Consider the following 18,563-nt stretch of genomic DNA (forward strand, 5'->3'; position numbering starts at 1 on the left):
CAGGAGCGAGGTGTCCGCCCCATGCGCCGATTGCTGAACGCCCGGCCCCGCGGCGGCGCGCGCCTCCTCCTGGGTCTGCTGCCCATCGCAGCCCTGGTCATGCTCTATCTGGTGGCCGCCGAGGCCCGCCACGCGGAAAACCCGCGGGACAAGATCCTGCCCACCCCTGCGGCCATGGCCCAGTCCATCGAGGTCATGGCCTTCACCACCGATCCACGCACCGGCCAGATCCCCCTGGTGGCCGACACCCGGGCCAGCCTGACGCGCCTGGGGACGGCCATCGGCACGGCGGCGGTCACCACCCTGGTCCTGGGCCTGGGCATCGGCCTGCTGCCCTTCGTCAGGGCCGGCCTGGGACCCCTGGTGGCGGCCATATCGGTCATTCCGCCCATCGCCGTCCTGCCCATATTGTTCATCGTCTTCGGCCTGGGGGAGACGTCGAAGATCGTGCTGATCTTCGTCGGCGTGACCCCCTTCATGGTCCGCGACATGGCCAGCCATGTGAGCGCCATCCCCGAGGAACAGATCGTCAAGGCTCAGACCCTGGGCGCCTCCACCTGGCTGGTGGCGCTCAAGGTCGCCCTGCCCCAGGCCATGCCGCGCCTGATCAACTCGCTGCGCTTCTCCCTCGGCCCGGCCTGGGTGTTCCTGATCTCGGCCGAGGCCATCGCCTCGGATGTGGGGCTGGGCTATCGCATCTTCCTCGTGCGCCGTTACCTGGCCATGGACATCATCCTGCCCTACGTGGCCTGGATCTCGCTGCTGGCGGTGATCATCGACCTGCTGCTGCTGGCCTGGAGCCGCGCCGCCTTCGGCTGGGCGCACGCGCCGGGGGGCCGCCGATGAGCGCCCCTGTCCTGGCCTTCCGCAATGTCTGGGTCGAGTACGGCGACAATGTCGTGCTGGAAAAGCTCAGCCTGAACATCGATCCCGGCGCCTTCGTCTCCATCGTCGGACCCTCCGGGGCGGGCAAGTCCACCTTCCTGCGCCTGGCGCTTGGACAGGAGGCGCCGAGCCGCGGCGAGATCCTGCTGGACGGCGAGCCCATCCCCGCCGAACCCGGCCCGGATCGCGGCGTGGTGTTCCAGCGCTATTCGGTCTTTCCGCACATGAGCGCCCTGGAGAATGTGATGTTCGGCGCCCGCTGCGATCAGGCGCCCCTCACCGGCATTCTGTTCGGCCGCGCCCGCCGCCGGGCCCGCGACGAGGCCGCCGCCCTGCTGGAGCAGGTGGGCCTCGCGGCATCCATGAAAGCATACCCCCGGGCCCTGTCAGGGGGCATGCAGCAGCGCCTAGCCATCGCCCAGGCCCTGATCACCCGGCCGCGCATCCTCCTGCTGGACGAACCCTTCGGCGCCCTGGACCCGGGCGTTCGCCTGGACATGCACGAGCTGATCACCGGCCTGTGGCGCGAGCACGCCCTGACGATCCTGATGGTCACCCATGATATCAAGGAGGCCTTCAAGCTGGGCACCCGGGTGATCGCCATAGACAAGCGCCGCCGCGATCCGCATGCGCCCAACCGCTTCGGCTCCACCGCCGTCTACGACTTTCCGCTGGATGAGAAGACCCGCGCCCAGGCCCCGGCCGACCTTTCGGCCCTGACCCAGGCCTAAGCGCCGAAACGCGGTCTAGCCGAGGCTTGAGATATAGGCGCGCCAGCCGCCGAGATGGGTGATGTCGGTCGCGCCGGTCAGGGCCCGGGGCTCGGCCACGAAGCCCTTCACCGAGGCGCCGTCCTCCAGGGTCACCGTGCCGATGGCCAGGGGGGCGGGAACCTCCACCGTGAAGCTGCCGAAGGCCGCCACATCCAGCTCATAGACCTCCACCTCGATGGCGGCGCCGTCATCCTCGCCCACATGCACCAGGGCGGGTTTCGGCGGCGTGGTCTCGGCCATGGCGTAGAGGCGGTAGGCCGGCGCCGTGCGGGTGCGCGCCACCAGGCGCGCCTGGCGCGACGTCAGCTGCCAGTGCAGCGGCATGCCCGCCAGATGGGCGCCCACCACGCAGAGCTTCACGGTCTGAACCTTGCCCTCGGTGTCCAGGGCGGGGGAAGCGGGCATGGGGCGGATCTCCTCATAGCGGCGGGCCAGGGTCAGCAGGGCGGCGTCGGCGAAGGCCGGCCCGATAAGGGTGACGCCGAAACCGGTCCCGTTGTCGCGATAGCCGGCCGGCAGCGCCACGGCGCTCATGTCCAGCAGGTTCACGAAGTTGGTGTAGAGGCCAAGATTGGCGTTCAGCGCGTAGGGCTCGGCCAGGAGTTCGCCGATCCGGTAGATGGTTGGGGTGGTGGGCAGCAGCAGGACGTCGGCCGCCGCCCAGATCGCCTCGGCGGCGCGGGCGTGGGCAGCCAGGGCATAGGCCCCCTGGAAGGCCTCCACCCCGGAGACGGCGAACCCGCCCTGGACGATGGCGCGCACCACCGGATGGATCGCGCCGGGCCTGGTCTTCAGCAGGTCTTCGATGGCCGCCGTGCGCTCGGCCACCCACGGGCCGGCATAGAGGAGCTGGGCGGCCTCCAGCAGGGGCGAGATATCCACCTCCACCAGGGTGGCGCCGGTCGCCGCCAGCCGGGCGATGGCCGCGTCATAGAAGCGGGCGGCGGCCTCGTCCCCCAGGAACTGAAGCTGGTCCAGGCGCGGCACGCCCAGGCGGAAGACCGGGCCGAAGTCCGCCGGGCCGGCGGCGGGGCGGCGGCTATAAGGGTCGCTGGCGTCGAACCCTGAGGCCGCCTGGTCCACCAGGGCCGCATCCGCCGCATCGGCGGTGAAGACGGTGATGCAGTCCAGGGAACGACAGGCGGGCACGAGACCTGAGGTGCTCCATCGCCCCTTGGTGGGCTTCCAGCCGATCAGGCCGTTGAACGCCGCCGGCACCCGGCCGGAGCCGGCCGTATCGGTGCCCAGGGCGAAGGCCACCAGGCCCGCGCCGACGGCCACCGCGCTGCCCGAGCTCGACCCGCCGCTCACATAGTCGCGATTGAAGACGCAGGCCGGAACGCCGTAGGGCGTGCGCGTCCCCACCAGGCCCGTGGCGAACTGGTCCAGATTGGTCTTGCCCATCATGATCGCGCCGGCCGCAAGCAGACGAGCGACCACGTGGGCGTCGGCGCCGGGCCGATAGGCGAAGGCCGGACAGGCCGCCGTGGTGGGCATGCCGGCCACGTCGATATTGTCCTTCACCGCAAAGGGCGCCCCGGCGAGCGGCAGATCCTCGCCCGCAGCGATGCGCCGGTCCACCTCGCGGGCGGCGGCCAGCACCTCCTCGGGCCGGACCCGTTCGATCCAGGCCTGGGGCTGAACCGCGTCATAGGCTGCGATCCGCGCCAGGCTCTCGCGCGCCACATCCTCTGCGCTGCGGCGACCGGCGCGAACCTCGGCGGCGATGCGGGCGGCCGACAGCCGGTCGGGGGGCGAGCTCATGGTCAGGCCTGCTCCAGGGCGATCATGGGGGCGCCGGGGGCCACGGCCTGACGCTCCTGCGCATAGACCTGGCGGACCACGCCGGCCATGGGGCTGTGGACGTCGCACTCGGTCTTCATGGCCTCGATGACGGCGATCACCGCCCCCTTCTCGACCAGGTCGCCGGGCTTGACGAGCATCTTCCAGACGCTGCCGCCCAGGGGCGCCTCCACCAGTTCGGCGCCGTCAGGAACAACGATCTGGGCCGGGGCGGCGGCCTCGTCGGCGGCGCTGGCCAGGGCCTCGACCCGGGTGAACTCCCCGCGCCTTTCCCAGTCGGCCCGCTCGGCGTCGAAGGCGGCCTGGCGGGTCTGCTGGAATTGCGCGATGTCGGCGGCGTTCTTCGCCAGGAAGGCGCGGTAGTCGGCCAGGCGGAAGGTCTCCGCCTCGATCCTGATCTCCCGACGACCCAGGGGGAAGTCCCGCCGCCATTCCGTCAGCTCATCGTGGCTCACGGGGAAGAAGCGGATCTGGTCGAAGAAGCGCAGCAGCCAGGGCTTGCCCTCGGTGAAGGCCCTGGTCTGGCGATAGGTGTTCCACACCTGGATGGTGCGGCCGAACAGCTGATAGCCCCCCGGTCCCTCCATGCCGTAGATGCACATATACGCCCCGCCGATCCCCACCACATTGGGGGGGGTCCAGGTGCGGGCGGGATTGTACTTGGTGGTCACCAGCCGGTGGCGCGGGTCGATGGGCGTGGCCACCGGCGCGCCCAGATAGACATCCCCCAGCCCCATCACCAGGTAGCGGGCGTCGAAGACGATGCGGTGAACGTCCTCCTCGCTGGCCAGGCCGTTGATCCGCCGGATGAACTCGATGTTGTCAGGGCACCAGGGGGCGTCGTCGCGCACCGAGGCCATGTACTTGTCGATGGTCTCGTAGATGGCCGGGTCCTTCCACGAGAGCGGAAGATGCACCACCCGCGAGGGGATCTCGAAATCATCCAGCCCGCCCAGCCGGTCTTCGGCCTCGGCCAGCGTCCGCACCAGGTCGCCCTGGGACAGGATGCGGCTGTCATAGTGCACCTGCAGCGAGCGCACGCCCGGGGTGATGTCGATGACGCCGGGCAGGTCCAGGGCCTTGAGCTCCAGCATCAGGGCGTGGATGCGCAGGCGCAGTTCCAGGTCCAGCACGATGGGGCCGTACTCCACCAGCAGGTGGCGATCCCCCTGGCGGCGATAGACGACCGCGGGACGGTGGCCGATGGCCTCGATCTGGCCAAGGATCGGGCTCTGGCGCCCTGAGGCCGGCGGGGGCGCTGGCGGGGGCGGCGCGCCCATCACTAGGGCGTCCTGGGCGCGCTCGGCGGCGACGGCGACAGCGTCGCTCACCACTTCGAACGCCACCGTGTCGCCGGGCGCCAGCTGGCCTGTCTTCCAGAGATCGGCCTGGATGATCACAAACGGGCAGACGAAGCCCCCCAGGGACGGGCCGTCCGGACCCAGGATGATCGGCATGTCGCCGGTGAAATCCACCGCGCCGATGGCGTAGGCGTTGTCATGGATGTTGGAGGGGTGGAGCCCCGCCTCGCCCCCGTCGCGCCTGGCCCATTCCGGCTTGGGACCGATCAGCCGAACTCCGGTGCGATTGGAATTGTAGTGCACGCGCCACCGGGCGCTGGCGATCATCGCCACATCGTCCGGCGTGAAGAAGTCCGGCGCCCCGTGCGGGCCGCTGAGCACGCGCAGGGTCCAGTGGCGATCCAGGCCCGGTTGCTCATGGTCGGCCAGTGGCGGGCGGGCCGGCGCGCCGCGGGCCTCACCGATCCGCAGCACATCGCCGGCCGCCAGGGTGCGCCCGGCATGACCGCCGAAGCCGCCAAGGGTGAAGCTGGACCGGCTGCCCAGATAGGCCGGAACGTCCAGCCCGCCTGCCAGCAGCAGGTAGGCCCGAAGGCCCGCGCCCGCCACCCGGCCAAGCTTCAGGGTCTGACCCGCGGCGATGTCGAAGGGAACCCCCGCCTCCACCGCCATGCCGTCGAGGCTGGCCTCCAGCCGGGCGCCGGTCAGGCAGGCGCGCGCGGGGCGGTTGAAGAGAAGCGTCGGCCCAAGGGCCGTGATCTCCAGTCCCGCCGCCGTCTCCGGATTGCCCAGCAGCCGGTTGCCCAGGCGGAACGAAAGGGCGTCCATGGGTCCGGAAGGCGGCACGCCCACGTCCCAGAAGCCTTCCCGGCCGGGATAGTCCTGGACCGTGGTGGCCGGGCCGCCGCTGAGCACCCGGACGGTCTGCGGCGAAAAGGCGATCTCCGACAGGGCGCGGGTGGACACCTGGCCGGAGACGAAGGCCTCGCTCCGCGCCACCTGGCGCAGCCACTCCAGATTGGTCTCCAGCCCCGCCAGCCGGGTTTCGTCCAGGGCGTCCGCCAGGGCCTGGACCGCGGCTTCCCGCGTGGGCGCCGTCACGATCAGCTTGGCCAGCAGGGGGTCGTAATGGGCCGAGACCTCGGCGCCGTCCACCACCCAGGAGTCGGCCCGCACGCCCTCTGGAAAGACGACCTCCGTCAGCACCCCGGACGAGGGCCGGTAGTCCTGGCCGGGATCCTCAGCATAGAGCCTGGCCTGGATGGAGGCGCCCAATGGCCGGGCCTCGAAGCCGTCCAGAAAGGTGAAATCGCCCGCCGCCCCGCGGACCATCCATTCCACCAGATCCACGCCGGTGACCTGTTCGGTGACCCCGTGCTCCACCTGCAGGCGGGTGTTGACCTCGAGGAAGAAGAAGTCGTCCCGCTCGGCGTCATAGAGAAACTCCACCGTGCCGGCCGATCGGTAGCGGGCCGCGGCGGCCAGACGCACGGCGGCCTCGATCAGGGCCTGGCGCGTGGCGGCCGGCAGGTGGGGGGCCGGGGTCTCCTCGATGACCTTCTGGTTGCGGCGTTGCAAGGAACAGTCCCGTTCGCCGAGCGCCGCCACCGCGCCCTGGCCGTCGCCGAACACCTGCACCTCGATGTGGCGGGCCTGGCGGACGAACCGCTCCAGGAAGACCCCGCCGTCGGCGAAGTTGCTGCCCGCCAGCCGGCTGACCTGGGCGAAGGCCTCGGCCACGGCCGCGGCGTCCTCGCAGACCCGCATGCCGATGCCCCCGCCGCCGGCGGTGGCCTTGAGGATCACCGGAAAGCCGATGGCCTCGGCCGCGGCCAGGGCGGCGGGGGCGTCGGTGAGCAGGTCGGTGCCCGGCGCCAGCGGCACGCCATGGGCCTGGGCCAGGTCGCGTGCCGTGTGCTTCAGCCCGAAGGCGCGGATATTGTCCGGGGTCGGACCAATGAAGGCGATGCCGGCGGCCTCGCAGGCCTCGGCGAAGGCCGCGTTCTCCGACAGGAAGCCATATCCCGGATGGATCGCCTGGGCGCCGGTGGCGCGGGCGGCCTCCAGAATGGCGGGAATGTTCAGATAGCTCTGGGACGCCGCGGCCGGACCCAGGCGCACGGCCTCGTCGGCCTGGCTCACATGCAGGGAGCCCGCATCGGCGTCGGAGAACACCGCCACCGAGCCGACCCCCATGCGCCGGAGGGTGCGGATGATCCGGCAGGCGATGGCGCCGCGATTGGCGACGAGAACCTTGGAAAACACAGACGGCCTCGTCCTGATCAGGCGGCGATGATCATGCGCACCGGCGTCGGGTTGAAGCCGTTGCAGGGATTGTTGATCTGCGGACAGTTGGAGACCACCGCCACCAGGTCCATCTCGGCGCGGATGTCCACATAGAGGCCCGGCGCCGAAATGCCGTCGACGATGCCCAGCGCCCCGTCGGCCTCCACCGGCACATTCATGAACCAGTTGATGTTGGAGACCATGTCGCGCTTGCCCCGCCCGTGCCGGGCGTTGGCCTGCAGGAAATTCTCGACGCAGGCGTGCTGGCTCTTGGTGTGATGGCCATAGCGTAGGGTGTTGCTCTCGCAGGAGCAGGCGCCGCCGATGGTGTCGTGATAGGCCACCGAGGTGCCAAGCACGGTGGCCATGGGGTTCCCCTCATTGGACAACAGGACCGAGCCGGTCTTCAGGAAGATGTTGCCCTGGGCGGCGATGGTGTCCTGGGCGCTATAGCGTTCAGCGTCATCGGCCAGGGCGTACATCAGGAAGTCGACGGCCTGGTTGCCCTCCAGATCGACAATGCGCAGAACCTCGCCGGCCCGCACCACATGGTCCCAGGGCGCGCGGGCGGGCACGATCTCGTCGTGGATGATGCGGGCGGGCAGACCGGCCAGGACAGGGTCGGACATGGCGGGCGCCTCCTTCAGCGACGGTAATAGTCTTCGACGTTCAGGAAGGCGCGCAGGCCCTCCGGCGTCGCTTGGCGGATGGGATCGTCCGGCGGCGTGGGCGGGCCGCGCCAGGCGGCCACCTGCAGAGGCGTCACCCGATAGGCGGGCCGCGGGTCGCGCACATGGGGGCAGTTGGCCAGCACGACGATGACGTCCATTTCCGCCCGCAGGGTCACCCGGCGGCCCGGCGGGAACGGACCTGCGGAGGTCTCCACCTCGCCGTCGGCGCCGATCCGCACCCCCTTGAACCAGTTGATGCAGGGGTGGATGTCCTTTCGCCCCAGACCGAACTTGGCCACGCCCAGGGCGAAGCGGTCACGGGCGTTGGGGTGGGGACCCCAGTTGTCGCCCTCGCCATAGAGTCGGGCGTTGGAGGCGGCGTTCGACGCCCCGCAGAAGGCGTCATGGGCGCCGGCGGTGTCCTCCAGGATGCTGAAAAGGACCCGGCCCATGTCCGACAGCAGCAGCCGGCCTTCGCCCAGATAGGCGTTCCACTGCACCTTGACCGTATCGGCGACGTTCAGGCGCTCCACCGGGCTTTCGGCGTTGAACACCAGCATGGAGGCGCAGGCGTCGCCGTCGATATCGGTCAGACGCAGGCGGGCGCCGCGAGCCAGCCGCTTGGCGCCATACCCCCCCGGCGCCAGGGTCTCGGCCCACACCATGTCCTCCGGCGCCACGTCGGCCGGGCGTTCGGGTCCCTCGCCGGGGGGGAGGGTCGGCATGGACTGAACCCGGGTTCCGCCCTGGGCCCGGGCATGGGCCTGAGCGCTCTTCGGGTCGGCCGTGGACGAGGTCATCGGGCGCCTCCCCGGGCGGCGGGCGCGGAGGCGTCGGACGCCTGGCCCCGGCTGTGGGCGTGCAGCGGCGGCAGAAGGGCCCGGGTGGTCACCAAGCGGATCTGGTTGACCCCGCGCACCCGCCGAAGTTCGTCGCACAACTGGTGCAGCCGCTCCGAGGGCCCCTGCACCAGCAGGACCTCCAGGGACTGGTCGTCCTCCAGGAAGACGTGCTGAGAGGAGATCACCTCCTTCAGGAAGGTCGATTGGGCCTGGGCCAGGGCCTGGCGGACCCTGCCGCTGTCGGCTCGGTAGATCAGGGTCACCGTGCCGGCCAGGACGGCGCCGTCCTGGCCCTCACTGTGCTCGGCCAGCTCATGGCGAATCAGTTCGGCGATCATCTGCGAGCGGCTGGGCAGGCCGCGCTCGGCGACCATGGCGTCCAGCTGGGAAAGAAGCTCGGCCGGCAGGCTGACGCTCAGGCGCGCCAGCTGGGATATGGGTTCGACGCTCATGGGAGGATGGAGGCCTTCGGTATTACGATTGTCAATATTCGTAATACCGCATCCGCGCCAGGTCCAGGCCCCGCCCGAAGTTTGGGCGCCCGAGCGGTCAGGGCGCCCAGGCCGCAGGCGGCGCCGGTCTCCTGGTCCGGCGTGCCTTGGCGGGGCAAGCGGACGCCTTGCCATGTCGCCTCCAGCCCACCAGTGGGGCGAGAATGATTGGCGCGCGGCGGGAACCTCCTTAAACCTGCGCCTTACCTGCCGCCGCGGGCGGCCCTGGACCACGAGCATTGCATGTCAGTTTCCCCTTCCCCCGCCAGCGAGGACTCGCCGGCCAAGCGCAGCTTTCTTCAGCGCTGGTGGTTCGATGTCGTCCTGTGGAAGCGGATTCTGATCGCCCTGGTGCTGGGGATCGCCGCAGGTTTGCTGCTGGGTGAGCAGGCGGCGGGGATCAAGTGGCTGGGCGACCTGTTCGTGCGGCTGATCCGGATGATCGTCGTGCCTCTGGTCTTCGTCTCCATCGTGGCCGGGGTGGCCGGCATGGGCGACCCGCGGCGGCTGGGCTCCATCGGGGCCAAGACCATCTTCCTCTATCTGCTGACCACCGCCATCGCGGTGGGGGTCGGCATGGCCATGGGGCTGCTGTTCGGCCCAGGCCAAGGGGTGAGCTTCGCCGAGGTGACGCCCGAAGTGGTGGGGTCGGCGCCGCCGGTCAGCGAGCAGCTGCTCGGCATCGTCCCCCTCAACCCCGTCCAGGCCCTGGCCAATGGCGACATCCTGGCCGTGATCTTCTTCTCGTTCCTGGTGGGGGCCGCCATCCTGGCCCTGGGCGAGAAGGCCGACCCGATCCGCAAGCTCTTTGATTCCGGGGTGGACGTGATCCTTTACATCACCCGTCTGGTGATGGAGGTGGCGCCCTTCGGCGTGTTCGCCCTCATGGCCTGGGTGATGGGCACGGCGGGCCTCAGCGTCTTCTACAATATTTTCCTGCTGGCCGCGGCCCTGCTGTTGGGCTGCGTGCTGCATATCCTGGTGGTCCATGGAGGCATGCTGCGGCTTATGGCGGGCCTGCCCATCCTGCCTTTCTTCCGCGACATCCCCGACGCGGTGATGGTGGCCTTCTCCACCTCGTCCAGCGCCGCCACCCTGCCGGTGTCCATGCGGGTGGCCGAGAAGAACCTGGGGGTGAGCCATACGGTGGCCTCCACGGCCCTGCCCCTGGGCACCACAGTCTCCATGGATGGCACGGCGCTCTACATCGGCCTGCTGGCCATGTTCGCCGCCCAGGCGTTCGGGATCGAGCTGACCGTGACCCAGTATCTGCTGGCCGGACTGACCACCATCCTGGTGTCGGTGGGCACTGCGCCCATTCCTTCGGCCTCGCTCTTCATGCTGGCGGCGGTGCTGACCTCCATGGGGGTGACGCCGGCCCAGACCGCGCTGGTGGTCGGTTTCGTCCTGCCCTTCGATCGGCTGCTGGACATGACCCGCACCGTGGCCAACAACACCTCCGACCTCGCCGTCGCCGTCACCGTGGCCAAGTGGGAAGGCGAGCTGGACGAGGAGGCCTATCGCGCCAAGCCCGTGGAATAGGCCTTACGCCTTGCGAGCCGGGCCGGCTTTCCCCATTAGTCGCCTATGGATTTCATCACGCCCGAACTCGGCTTTCTGATCTCGGGCGTTCTCCTGCTCACCACGGTGATCGCAGGCACCCTGTCCAGCCGGTTCGGCGTTCCCGCCCTGATCGGCTTTCTGGCCCTGGGCATGCTCGCCGGCTCCGACGGGCCCGGCGGCATCGGCTTCGCCGACTACCAGATGGCCCAGACCCTGGGGGTGGCCTGTCTGATCTTCATCCTGTTCTCCGGGGGCCTGGACACCCCCTGGAAGGCGGTGCGCCCGGTGCTGAGCCCGGCCTTGGTGCTGGCCACCGTGGGCGTCCTGATCAGCGCCGGCATCGTCACCCTGGCCACGGTGGTCCTGCTGGATTTCAGCCCGCTTCAGGGCTTCCTGCTGGGCAGCGTCATCGCCTCCACCGACGCCGCGGCGGTCTTCGCCGTCCTGCGGACCCAGGAGACGCGCCTGCGGGAAGACGTGCTCAGCCTGATCGAGCTGGAAAGCGGCTCCAACGATCCCATGGCCATTTTCCTCGTGGGGGTGGCCCTGGCCATGATCGCCCTGCCGGGGGTCTCTGTGGCGGGCTTTCTGCCGGACTTCGCCATCCAGATGCTGCTGGGCGCCGGAATCGGCGCGGCCTGCGGCTTTGGCTTTGCACTGCTGCTGAAGAAGACGCGCCTGCGCCAAGGCGGGCTATTCCTGGTGGTGGCCATCGCCGCGGCAATGATGGCCTTCGGCCTGGCGGGGGTGGCGGGCGGCAGCGGCTTCCTGGCGGCCTATGCGGCCGGGATCGTCGCCGGCAACCGGGAGTATCCTGGCCGGCGCGCGGTTTCTCAGTTCATGGACGGTCTGGCCTGGCTGGCCCAGGTGGTGATGTTCCTGACGCTTGGCCTGCTGGTCTTCCCCCACCAGCTGCCCGGCGTGGCGCTGGAGGGGCTGGCGATCACGGCGATCCTGATGCTGGTGGCGCGGCCGGCCAGCGTCTTCATCAGCCTGGCGCCCTTCAAGGCCTTTGACTGGCGGGCCAAGATCTTCGTCTCCTGGGCGGGCCTGAGGGGGGCTGTGCCCATCGTGCTGGCGACCTTCGGCATCGTGGCGGGGGTGGAGAACGGCCAGACCATGTTCAACATCGTCTTCTTCGTGGTCCTGGCCTCCAGCCTGATCCAGGGGCCGACCATCGGCCTCATGGCCCAGCGTCTGGGCCTGGGCCGCGCCCCAGCCGCCCCAGAGGCCGAGCCGGAGGTCGTCCCATGAGCGGGCGCGCCGAACTCGCCCGGCTGATCGACCAGGCGGCCAACATCGCCGTCTTCACCGGCGCCGGCATCTCCACGGAGTCCGGCATTCCCGACTTCCGCAGTCCGGGCGGCGTCTGGAGCCGGATGAAGCCCATCTACTTCCAGGAGTTCATTTCCAGCGAGGAGAAGCGGCGCGAGGCCTGGACGCGCGCCTTTTCTGGCCGCGCGGGCTGGACCGGGCGCGAACCCAACGCCGGCCACCATGCGGTCGCCCGGCTGGTGGCGCGCGGCAAGGTGGGGGCGGTGATCACCCAGAATGTGGACAATCTCCACCAGGCCTCCGGCGTCCCCGCCGACAAGGTGATCGAACTGCACGGCAACGCCAGCTACGCCAAGTGCCTGTCCTGCCACACCCGCCATGAGCTGGACGATCTGAAGCGGGCGTTCGAGGCCACCGACGCCATTCCCACCTGTCGGGAGTGCGGCGACCTGGTGAAGACCGCCACCATCTCCTTCGGCCAGTCCATGCCGGAACGGGAAATGCTGCGCGCCCGCGCCGCCACCCTGGCCTGCGACCTGTTCCTGGTCCTGGGCTCGAGCCTGGTGGTCTATCCCGCCGCCGACTTCCCCATCCTGGCCAAGCGCCGGGGCGCGGCGCTGGGCATCGTCAACCGCGAGCCCACCGATCAGGACGTCTATGCCGACCTCGTGCTGCACGACGAGATCGGCCCCACCCTCAGCGAGATCGTTCCCTGAACCGGGGGTGACCGGCTCACCTCAGGCCGAGGCGCTCTCCCGGCCCTTCACCCGCTCGAACCAGGCGGCGATGTGGCTGGCCTCAGTCGGCAAGGGCTGGCCGACCCGGGCGCCGAAGGCCAGGAAGCAGAACAGCAGGATGTCGGCCAGGGTGAAGCGGGGGCCGCAGACGAAGGTCTTGCCCGCCATCTGGGCGTCCAGCCACAGGAGCTTGTCCCGCGCGATGGCCTTCAGATCCTCGGCCGCCTCGAGACGAACCAGGCGCATGCGCGGCTCGAAGATCTGTCGACCCTCCGCGGCGCGGAAGCCTCCAGCCAGGGGCTCGACGATGTTGAGGTCGATGCGCCGGGTCCACATCCGGGTCTCCGCCCGCTCCTGGGCCGTCGACCCGATGAGCGGCGGTTGTGGAAAGGCCTCTTCCAGATATTCGCAGATGGCCGTGACCTCGCAGACGACGGTCCCGTCATCCAGTTCCAGCGCCGGGGTCTGGCCCGCCACATTGACCTTGTCCGCATAGGGCGGGCGCCGGTTCTCCCCGGCCATCAGGTCCACCGCCTCGACCGGGAGGCTGAGCCCCTTCTCGGCGATGAACATGCGCACCACGTGCGGGTTCGGGCCTGTGGAATTATAGAGTTTCACCGCGACGCCTCCCTGGCTTTGCCAGGGCCATTGGGCGCGGGCGAGGCGCCGGGGTCAAGGCTCCCCCTCGGCGCAGACGCGCTCCATGCCCGCCACATGGTCGCGCGCGTCCAGGGCCCCGGTCACCGGGGCGGGCTCAGGGCCGGCGCGGGTCTCGACCTCCGCGCCCTCGGTCAGGGTGCGATGGACCGGACACTTCTCGGCGATCTCGATCAACCGCTGGCGCTGGTCGGCGTCCAGGTCTCCCTCAAGGCCGATCTCCCGGGTGAAGCGGTCGAGACGATCGGCCTTGCGCGCCTCATGCGTCACCTCGACGCTGACCTTCGTCAAAGGCCAACCCTTGCGGTCGGCATACATGCGGCAGGTCATGGCCGTGCAGGCGCCCAGGGCGGCGGACAGGAGGTCGTACGGGCTGGGACCGCTGTCGAGCCCGCCCACGTCCAGGGGCTCGTCGGCGAGGAAGACCGACGGGCCGGCCTGGACCTCGACCTGGAACTTGCCGGCGCCGGTCTCCTCCACGCGCACCGCCTCGCGGTCTGCCGGTTGCGGCGTGTCGCCCGCGTCCATGTAGCGTTCACCCCAGGCGGCGATCACCTGGGCGGCATAGTCGGCGTCCTGGCGGTCGGACAGCAGATGATCAGCGCTGTCGAGCGAGACGAAGCTCTTGGGATGGCGGGCGGCCACGAAGATGTCGGTGGCGTTGTCGATGCCCACCACCTGATCCAGGGGCGCGTGCAGGATCAGCAGGGCGCGGCGCAGTTCATGGATCCGCCGGCCCTGGTCCTGCCGCGCGAGGTCGGCGACGAAATCCTGGCCCAGGGTGAAGCTGCGCCCCGCAATCTCCACAGGCACGCGGGCGCCCGCCTCGCCGACCACCGGGTCGATGTGGCGCAGGACGTGTTCAGCCGAGGCCGGCGCATTGATCACCGCGACGGCGCGCACGCTCTCGCACGACCCGGCGGCGGCCAAAACGGCGGCTCCCCCAAAACTGTGGCCCACCAGCAGGCGCACCGTCCGACCGGCGGCGTTCATCGCCTCCACGGCAGCGACAAGATCTGCGACGTCGGCGGAGAGGCCTTCGCCGAACGCCCCCTCGCTGTCGCCCAGTCCGGTGAAGTCGAACCGCAGCACGCCGATCCCCCGCCGGGCCAGAGCCCGGCTGACACGCACCGCGGCCAGGGCGCGCCGGTCGCAGGTGAAGCAGTGGGCGAAGACCGCATAGGCCCGCACGGGCCCGGGGCCGGTCTCCACCTCGCCGGACAGGCGCCGGCCGGCGGCGTTCTGGAAGTCGAACCTCTCGGTGGGCATGACGCCTCCTGCGGGGAGCTCAGCGATATTCGGGATTGGGATGGTCGAAGCGGGCGCCCGCCGCCCAGGCCTTGGGCAGATTTCCATGGGTGGGCACGCCGCCCGCGTCCTTCAGCATGCGCGCCATATGCATCAGATTCCAGGCCGCGAAGGTGGTGTTGCGCTGGGTGAAGTCATTCTGCGGTCCGCCGGACCCGTCATCGGCGTAGGAAGGTCCCGGCCCGGCCTCGCCCACCCAGCCGGCGTCGGCCTGGGGCGGAATCACATAGCCCAGGTGCTGCAGGGAATAGAGCAGGTTCATGGCGCAGTGTTTGGCGCCGTCCTCATTGCCGGTGACGATGCATCCCGCCGTCCGGCCGTAATAGGCGTACTGGCCCTTGTCGTTGAGCTCGCCCGAATAGCCGTAGAGCCGCTCGATCACCCGGGTGCAGACCGATGACTTATCGCCCAGCCAGATGGGCGTGCCGATGACCAGGATGTCGGCGGCCATGACCTTGGCCTGGATGTCGGGCCAGGCGTCCTGGGGGAAGCCCGCCTGGCGCATGTCAGGCTGAACGCCTGGGGCGATGTCGAAGTCCACCGCCCGGATCGCCTCGCAGGAGACCCCGTTGGCCTGCATGACGCCGATGGCGACCGCCATCAGCGCCTGGGTGTTGGAGCCCTGGCCGGAAGGCTTGAGGCTGCAGTTGATGTAGAGGGCGCGGAGATCGTCGTAGCGGGCCATGGCGGCGCTCCGTGGGAAGGGTGAAGGCCGAACGGTCCCCGCCCGGCCCCGTTCCCCGGTAAGCGCCGCGGTTCCCTCAGCCGAGCTGCTCCATCAGATATTCCGCCGACGAGACGCGGAATTCGCCGGGCTCCTCGACGTTCAGTTCCTGGACGACGCCGTCCTTGACGATCATCGAATAGCGCTGCGAACGCTCGCCCATGCCGAACTTGGCGGCGTCCATGGTCAGGTCCACCGCGCGGGTGAAGTCGCCGCTGCCATCGGCCAGCATCACCACGTCGTCGCCCACGGACTGGGCTTCCCCCCAGGCCTTCATCACGAAGGCGTCGTTCACCGACAGGCAGGCGATGACGTCCACGCCCTTGCCCCGGATCGCCTCGGCCTTGTCCACATAGCCGGGCAGATGGCGGGCCGAGCAGGTGGGGGTGAAGGCGCCTGGCACCGCAAACAGAGCCACCGTCTTGCCCTTGAAGAAGTCATCGGTCGACACGGGCTTGGGCCCGTCCATGGTGGCCTGGGTGAGGGTCACGCTGGGCAGCTTGTCGCCAACTTTGATGGCCATGGTCGAGCTCCTTGGATTGTCGGCGCGGATGCGCCTCGCCTCCAGATAACTCATCGCCCCACGCCTTCAAGCCGGCGGGTCGATCCTGTCTTGAAAGCGCCGCATGATGGCCCAAACTAAATGACATGTCTGAGCACGAACCCACCCTCGAGGATCCGGGAGGCTATCTCTCGGGCCAGCTGCTGATCGCCATGCCCGGCATCGGTGATCCGCGGTTCGAGCGGGCCGTGGTGCTGATCTGCGCCCATGACGAGGACCACGCCATGGGACTGGCGGTGAACCGTCCCCTGGATGGGCTGATGCTCTCAGACCTTCTCGACCGACTGAGCATCACCCCCCAGTCGAGCGCCAGCTCGGCCCTGGATGAGCCTGTGCTGCTGGGCGGGCCTGTGGAGCGGGAGCGGGGCTTCGTCCTGCACACCGACGATTATCACAGCGAGAACAGCCTTTCCGTGGCGCCGGGCATGGCGCTCACCGCCACCCGCGAGGTGCTGGAGCGCCTGGCTCACGGCGAGGGGCCGCGCCGCAGCCTGATGGCGCTGGGCTATGCCGGCTGGGGGGCGGGCCAGCTGGAGCGCGAAATCCGCGAGAACGTCTGGCTCACCTGCCCTGCGGACGAGGCCCTGCTGTTCGGCGACGACCATGACCACAAATGGTCCCAGGCCCTGGCCAAGATCGGCGTCGATCCGGGCTTTCTGAGCGCCTCAGCGGGACAGGCCTGAGGCGGTCAGCCGCGCCGCTTCACGGGCGCGGCGCCGTCCACATAGCTTTCGTTGAGATAGACCTCGGCCTCCTGTGGCGAGAGCGCCGGAGCGTAACCGAAGCCCTGGCCGTAGTCGCAGCCGAGCGCCAGGAGCTGGCGGGCCATGCCGGCGTTCTCGACGCCTTCGGCCACCACCTCGAGCGCCAGATCCTGGCCAAGCTTGACCACTGAGGAGACGATCTTGGCCGAACCCTCGTCGGAGCCCATGGTGCGCACGAAATAGCGGTCGATCTTCAGCGTGTCGAAGGGCAGACGGGTCAGATAGGACAGGGACGAGAACCCGGTCCCGAAGTCGTCCAGGGCCAGGGCCGCGCCAGCCTGACGCAGATTGCGCAGGATCACCGCAGCCCGGTCGGGGTCGCGCATGACGTCGCTTTCGGTCACTTCCAGCTTCAGGGCGCCGGGGGGCAGACCGGTGTCGCACAGGATCTGCACCACGTCCTCGACCAGGTCGGGACGGTCGATTTCGCCGCTGGAGAGGTTCACCGCCACGGTCAGCTCGCCGGACGCATGGTGGTCGCGCCGCCACAGCGCCAGCTGCCGCGCAGCCTGCCGCATCATGTGCGCGCCGAGCGCCGCCATCAGCCCCATCTCCTCGCAAAGGGGCAGGAACTGGTCAGGGGTCAGCAGGCCGCGCCGGGGATGGTTCCAGCGCACCAGGGCCTCGAAGCCCGAAAGCGCGCCCGTGGAGAGGCGCACGATGGGCTGGTAGAAGGGCATCAGCTCCCCGCGCCCGATGGCGCCGCGCAGGTCGCCCTCCAGCGCCAGACGGGAGAGGCCGTCGGTCTCCAGAGCGCGGCCATAGGCGGCCGCCCCGCCCCGCCCGCCGGTCTTGGCGGCTTCCACCGCCAGTTCGGCCCGCCGGAGCAGCTCTGCGGCCTCGGGCGCCTCGACGCCGCCGTGACCGCGCACCGCGCCCACGGCCAGGGTGGGATGGATGTCGAAGCCGGCGACCCGCAGGGGCCGCTCCATGGCGCCACGCAGGATGTCTACCGCGGGGACATCGCCCTGCCGCACCAGAACGCCGAACTCGTCCTCGCCGACCCGTGACAACAGGGCGTCGGGGGGAAAGGCTGCGGCCAGGCGCGAGCCGAGGGCCGCGAGCACCAGATCGGCGCGTTCATGCCCCAGGGCTTCGTTCAGGCGCCGCAGCCTGTCCAGATCGGCCACCACCAGTTCATAGGCGCCGGGGGAATGAAGCTGTTCCCGCGCCCGGGCGATGAAGCTCTTGCGGTCCAGAAGGCCGGTCAGACTGTCCAGATTGCTGGCGGCGAAGCGGGTCTCGGCGGCCACCACGCCGGCGGCGCGCAGGCCCTCTTCCAGCCAGACGCCGCGCCAGATGCAGATCCCGCCCCCGCGCATGCGGATGCGGGCGGCCACTTCGGTTCCCGGATCCTGGACGCGGAGCACGTCGTCGGCCTGGGCACGGTCCTGCGGCAGGGCCAGGGCGCGAAGGGCGGCGGACGAGCAGTCGGGGGCCAGCGGACCCAGGCCGAGGGCGCGGGTGGCGCCGGTCAGACGAAGGCGATCCGCCTGCGGCTCCCAGTACCACAGGGCGACGTCAGCCGCGCCCAGGGCCTCCAGGGTGGTGGTCGCGTCCCATATCCAACGATCGCTCGGCATGGGCCTCTCGACGGATCGGCGCGAAGCGCCGACTAAACCGAAACCATCTCGTCCGGCTCGCTGGCGGCGCCGGGAGGCGCGGTCATGCCGAACAGGACATGATCTCGCCAAACGCCGTTAATTTTCAGATAAGCCTTAGCAAACCCTTCCTCCTCGAACCCGGCCTTCAACAGAAGGCGCCGCGAAGGCGCGTTCTGCGGCAGGCAGGCCGCTTCAAGCCGGTGAAGGCCCAGGGTCCTGAAAGCGAAGCCTTGCAAAGCCCGCGCGGCGGCCAGGGTGAGTCCCCGGCGGGCGAAGGGCTGGCCGCACCAGTAGCCCACCGTGCCCATCTGGGCGAC

The 18,563-nt window shown here is 69.8% G+C and carries 17 protein-coding genes; 6 read left to right on the forward strand and 11 right to left on the reverse strand.

The features are described 5' to 3' along the window. Nucleotides 1-21: 21 nt before the first annotated feature. Nucleotides 22-846 carry an ABC transporter permease gene (locus tag V7D28_RS00045; protein ID WP_333585297.1) on the forward strand — a complete coding sequence of 275 codons (825 nt, stop codon included), beginning with the start codon at nt 22-24 and terminating at the stop codon, nt 844-846. After that, the gene (locus V7D28_RS00050; RefSeq protein ID WP_333585298.1) at nt 843-1,616 is read left to right on the forward strand and encodes an ATP-binding cassette domain-containing protein; all 774 of its coding nucleotides are present in this window, start codon (nt 843-845) and stop codon (nt 1,614-1,616) included. The genes V7D28_RS00045 and V7D28_RS00050 overlap by 4 nt, the downstream gene beginning before the upstream one ends. Before the next feature lie 15 nt (nt 1,617-1,631). Here the strand turns inward: V7D28_RS00050 and atzF are convergent, their stop codons facing one another. From atzF to V7D28_RS00075, 5 genes are read right to left on the reverse strand one after another with little or no spacing between them, the layout of a single operon-like run. After that, the gene (gene atzF / locus V7D28_RS00055) at nt 1,632-3,422 is read right to left on the reverse strand and encodes an allophanate hydrolase (RefSeq protein WP_333585299.1); all 1,791 of its coding nucleotides are present in this window, start codon (nt 3,420-3,422) and stop codon (nt 1,632-1,634) included. 2 nt (nt 3,423-3,424) lie between these two features. After that, nucleotides 3,425-7,027, reverse strand: a complete 3,603-nt coding sequence (uca, locus tag V7D28_RS00060) for an urea carboxylase (protein WP_333585300.1) — start codon at nt 7,025-7,027, stop codon at nt 3,425-3,427. Nucleotides 7,028-7,044: 17 nt separating this feature from the next. After that, nucleotides 7,045-7,677: an urea amidolyase associated protein UAAP2 gene (locus tag V7D28_RS00065; RefSeq protein WP_333585301.1), complete on the reverse strand. Its 633-nt coding sequence runs from the start codon at nt 7,675-7,677 to the stop codon at nt 7,045-7,047. A 14-nt stretch (nt 7,678-7,691) separates the two neighbouring features. Further along, on the reverse strand, nt 7,692-8,519 hold the full coding sequence (locus tag V7D28_RS00070) for an urea amidolyase associated protein UAAP1 (RefSeq protein ID WP_333585302.1): 828 nt from the start codon (nt 8,517-8,519) through the stop codon (nt 7,692-7,694). Then, on the reverse strand, nt 8,516-9,013 hold the full coding sequence (locus V7D28_RS00075) for a CopG family ribbon-helix-helix protein (protein ID WP_333585303.1): 498 nt from the start codon (nt 9,011-9,013) through the stop codon (nt 8,516-8,518). Before V7D28_RS00075 ends, V7D28_RS00070 begins: the two co-directional genes overlap by 4 nt. 282 nt (nt 9,014-9,295) lie before the next feature. Between V7D28_RS00075 and V7D28_RS00080 the strand changes: the two genes are divergently transcribed. The 3 genes from V7D28_RS00080 to V7D28_RS00090 are packed head-to-tail and all read left to right on the forward strand — an operon-like array spanning nt 9,296 to nt 12,606. Further along, complete coding sequence (locus V7D28_RS00080; RefSeq protein ID WP_333585304.1) at nt 9,296-10,594, forward strand: dicarboxylate/amino acid:cation symporter; 1,299 nt, start codon at nt 9,296-9,298, stop codon at nt 10,592-10,594. Between the two features lie 45 nt (nt 10,595-10,639). Further along, nucleotides 10,640-11,869, forward strand: a complete 1,230-nt coding sequence (locus V7D28_RS00085) for a potassium/proton antiporter (RefSeq protein WP_333585305.1) — start codon at nt 10,640-10,642, stop codon at nt 11,867-11,869. Then, nucleotides 11,866-12,606 carry an SIR2 family NAD-dependent protein deacylase gene (locus V7D28_RS00090; RefSeq protein ID WP_333585306.1) on the forward strand — a complete coding sequence of 247 codons (741 nt, stop codon included), beginning with the start codon at nt 11,866-11,868 and terminating at the stop codon, nt 12,604-12,606. The genes V7D28_RS00085 and V7D28_RS00090 overlap by 4 nt, the downstream gene beginning before the upstream one ends. Nucleotides 12,607-12,627: 21 nt before the next feature. On the opposite strand, the gene V7D28_RS00095 is transcribed toward V7D28_RS00090, so the two are convergent. From V7D28_RS00095 to V7D28_RS00110, 4 genes are all read right to left on the reverse strand, one after another. Continuing rightward, on the reverse strand, nt 12,628-13,245 hold the full coding sequence (locus V7D28_RS00095) for a glutathione S-transferase family protein (RefSeq protein ID WP_333585307.1): 618 nt from the start codon (nt 13,243-13,245) through the stop codon (nt 12,628-12,630). A gap of 54 nt (nt 13,246-13,299) precedes the next feature. Further along, nucleotides 13,300-14,553, reverse strand: coding sequence for a bifunctional alpha/beta hydrolase/OsmC family protein (locus V7D28_RS00100; protein ID WP_333585308.1), 1,254 nt, complete (start codon nt 14,551-14,553; stop codon nt 13,300-13,302). Nucleotides 14,554-14,572: 19 nt separating this feature from the next. Continuing rightward, a complete protein-coding gene (locus V7D28_RS00105; protein WP_333585309.1) occupies nt 14,573-15,277 on the reverse strand; it encodes a flavodoxin family protein in 705 nt (234 codons plus the stop codon). 76 nt (nt 15,278-15,353) lie between these two features. Continuing rightward, complete coding sequence (locus tag V7D28_RS00110) at nt 15,354-15,839, reverse strand: peroxiredoxin (RefSeq protein WP_333585310.1); 486 nt, start codon at nt 15,837-15,839, stop codon at nt 15,354-15,356. Nucleotides 15,840-15,964: 125 nt separating this feature from the next. Here V7D28_RS00110 and V7D28_RS00115 point away from each other — a divergent pair, with 125 nt between their 5' ends. Beyond that, nucleotides 15,965-16,561, forward strand: a complete 597-nt coding sequence (locus V7D28_RS00115; protein ID WP_333585311.1) for a YqgE/AlgH family protein — start codon at nt 15,965-15,967, stop codon at nt 16,559-16,561. 5 nt (nt 16,562-16,566) lie between these two features. Here V7D28_RS00115 and V7D28_RS00120 read toward each other — a convergent pair whose 3' ends face one another. Both V7D28_RS00120 and V7D28_RS00125 read right to left on the reverse strand, forming a co-directional pair. Next, the gene (locus tag V7D28_RS00120; RefSeq protein ID WP_333585312.1) at nt 16,567-18,225 is read right to left on the reverse strand and encodes a putative bifunctional diguanylate cyclase/phosphodiesterase; all 1,659 of its coding nucleotides are present in this window, start codon (nt 18,223-18,225) and stop codon (nt 16,567-16,569) included. Between the two features lie 32 nt (nt 18,226-18,257). Beyond that, nucleotides 18,258-18,563, reverse strand: a 306-nt coding sequence (locus V7D28_RS00125) for a GNAT family N-acetyltransferase (protein WP_333585313.1), incomplete at its 5' end; no start/stop codon positions are given.

This window comes from Phenylobacterium sp., assembly GCF_036723115.1.
Lineage (GTDB): Bacteria > Pseudomonadota > Alphaproteobacteria > Caulobacterales > Caulobacteraceae > Phenylobacterium.

What these genes read in the sequence shown, in the direction of transcription:
- V7D28_RS00045 (WP_333585297.1), top strand. Translation starts at nt 22, where the DNA reads ATGCGCCGATTGCTGAACGCCCGGCCCCGCGGCGGCGCGCGCCTCCTC.
- V7D28_RS00050 (WP_333585298.1), top strand. Translation starts at nt 843, where the DNA reads ATGAGCGCCCCTGTCCTGGCCTTCCGCAATGTCTGGGTCGAGTACGGC.
- atzF (WP_333585299.1), bottom strand. Translation starts at nt 3,422, where the DNA reads ATGAGCTCGCCCCCCGACCGGCTGTCGGCCGCCCGCATCGCCGCCGAG.
- V7D28_RS00065 (WP_333585301.1), bottom strand. Translation starts at nt 7,677, where the DNA reads ATGTCCGACCCTGTCCTGGCCGGTCTGCCCGCCCGCATCATCCACGAC.
- V7D28_RS00070 (WP_333585302.1), bottom strand. Translation starts at nt 8,519, where the DNA reads ATGACCTCGTCCACGGCCGACCCGAAGAGCGCTCAGGCCCATGCCCGG.
- V7D28_RS00075 (WP_333585303.1), bottom strand. Translation starts at nt 9,013, where the DNA reads ATGAGCGTCGAACCCATATCCCAGCTGGCGCGCCTGAGCGTCAGCCTG.
- V7D28_RS00080 (WP_333585304.1), top strand. Translation starts at nt 9,296, where the DNA reads ATGTCAGTTTCCCCTTCCCCCGCCAGCGAGGACTCGCCGGCCAAGCGC.
- V7D28_RS00085 (WP_333585305.1), top strand. Translation starts at nt 10,640, where the DNA reads ATGGATTTCATCACGCCCGAACTCGGCTTTCTGATCTCGGGCGTTCTC.
- V7D28_RS00090 (WP_333585306.1), top strand. Translation starts at nt 11,866, where the DNA reads ATGAGCGGGCGCGCCGAACTCGCCCGGCTGATCGACCAGGCGGCCAAC.
- V7D28_RS00100 (WP_333585308.1), bottom strand. Translation starts at nt 14,553, where the DNA reads ATGCCCACCGAGAGGTTCGACTTCCAGAACGCCGCCGGCCGGCGCCTG.
- V7D28_RS00105 (WP_333585309.1), bottom strand. Translation starts at nt 15,277, where the DNA reads ATGGCCCGCTACGACGATCTCCGCGCCCTCTACATCAACTGCAGCCTC.
- V7D28_RS00110 (WP_333585310.1), bottom strand. Translation starts at nt 15,839, where the DNA reads ATGGCCATCAAAGTTGGCGACAAGCTGCCCAGCGTGACCCTCACCCAG.
- V7D28_RS00115 (WP_333585311.1), top strand. Translation starts at nt 15,965, where the DNA reads ATGTCTGAGCACGAACCCACCCTCGAGGATCCGGGAGGCTATCTCTCG.
- V7D28_RS00120 (WP_333585312.1), bottom strand. Translation starts at nt 18,225, where the DNA reads ATGCCGAGCGATCGTTGGATATGGGACGCGACCACCACCCTGGAGGCC.